At 74.2% G+C, this 1,513-nt stretch carries 1 protein-coding gene; it reads right to left on the bottom strand.

Annotated elements, in window-relative coordinates:
* Positions 1-75: 75 nt before the first annotated feature.
* Positions 76-1,344 carry a beta-ketoacyl-ACP synthase II gene (fabF, locus tag ACFV0G_RS28610; protein ID WP_380554136.1) on the bottom strand — a complete coding sequence of 423 codons (1,269 nt, stop codon included), beginning with the start codon at positions 1,342-1,344 and terminating at the stop codon, positions 76-78.
* Positions 1,345-1,513 lie beyond the last annotated feature (169 nt).

The following is a 1,513-nucleotide window of genomic DNA, read 5'->3' as shown; positions in this document are numbered from 1 at the left end:
GGTCGGAGGCGGCGGTGATACGCCCTCCGACGCGCGCCGTTTCCCGCGCCCCTGGAGTGTCCGGGTGGCCCCGGGTCAGACGGTGCGGAACGCCAGGACCACGTTGTGGCCGCCGAAGCCGAACGAGTTGTTCAGCGCGGCGATGCGGCCCTCGGCGGGCAGCTTCCGGGGCTCGCCGCGGACGATGTCCGCGGTGACGTCGTCGTCCAGGTCGTCCACGTTGATGGTCGGCGGGGCGATCCGGTGGTGCAGCGCCAGGACAGTGGCCACCGTCTCGATGCCGCCGGCGCCGCCCAGCAGGTGACCGGTCATCGACTTGGTCGCGGAGATGGCGACGTGGTCCAGGTGCTCTCCGAGCTCCTTGGCGAGGGCCTTCACCTCGGCGGTGTCGCCCTGCGGGGTCGAGGTGGCGTGCGCGTTGACGTGCACGATCTCGCTCTTGTCCAGCTCGCTGCGCTCGAACAGGTCGGCGATCGCGCGGGCGACGCCGGCACCGGTCGGCTCGGGCTGGGCGATGTGGTGGGCGTCCGAGGACAGGCCCTGGCCGACGGCCTCGCAGTAGACGCGGGCGCCGCGGGCGGCGGCGTGCTCGGCCGACTCCAGGACGACCACGCCGGCACCCTCGCCCAGCACGAAGCCGTCGCGGGCCTTGTCGTACGGGCGGGACGCGCGCTGCGGCTCGTCGTTGTTCTTGGACATCGCCATCATGTTGGCGAACGCGGCGATCGGCAGCGGGTGGATCGCCGCCTCGGTGCCGCCGGCCACCACGACGTCGGCGCGACCGGTGCGGATCATCTCGATCGCGTAGCCGATCGCCTCGGCGCCGGAGGCGCAGGCGGAGACGGGGGTGTGCACGCCGGCGCGCGCGCCGACCTCCAGGCCCACGTTGGCGGCCGGGGAGTTCGGCATCAGCATCGGGACGGTGTGCGGGGAGACCTTGCGGACACCCTTGTCCTTCAGCACGTCGTACTGGTCCAGCAGGGTGGTCACGCCGCCGATGCCGGAGGCGATGACCGCGCCCAGGCGCTCGGGCGCGAGCTTCGAGGACTCGTCGGTGGCGGAGGTCTCGTAGCCCGCGTCGGCCCACGCCTCGCGGGCGGCGATCAGCGCGAACTGCGCCGAGCGGTCCAGCTTGCGGGCCAGCGGACGGGGCAGCACCTCGCCCGGGTCCACCGCGGTGCGCGCGGCGATCCGGACGGGCAGCTCGGCGGCCCACTCCTCGGTCAGCGCGGCCACGCCGGAACGGCCCTCCAGCAGGCCCTCCCAGAACGAGGCGGCGTCGCCGCCCAGCGGCGTGAAGGCGCCGATACCCGTGACGACCACGGTGCGGTTTTCAGCGGTCACTGGTTCTTCTTCTCTCACATGTGCAAGGGGTGGCGGAGGGGCCGGGGGGAACGGGGGGCGCCGGGGCGGGCGCCCCCGCCCCCCCCGGCGCGCCCGGCGGACCCCCCCGGCGGGGCGCCGGGTCGCGGCTTTGTTGTAACACTGCGCCCGCCGCCCGGTGGTTGGTGAT

Origin of the sequence: Kitasatospora sp. NPDC059571, assembly GCF_042735675.1 — a bacterium.
GTDB lineage: Bacteria > Actinomycetota > Actinomycetes > Streptomycetales > Streptomycetaceae > Kitasatospora.
Note: the sequence above shows the minus strand (reverse complement) of the source record. Positions and strands in the feature narration are given on the sequence as shown.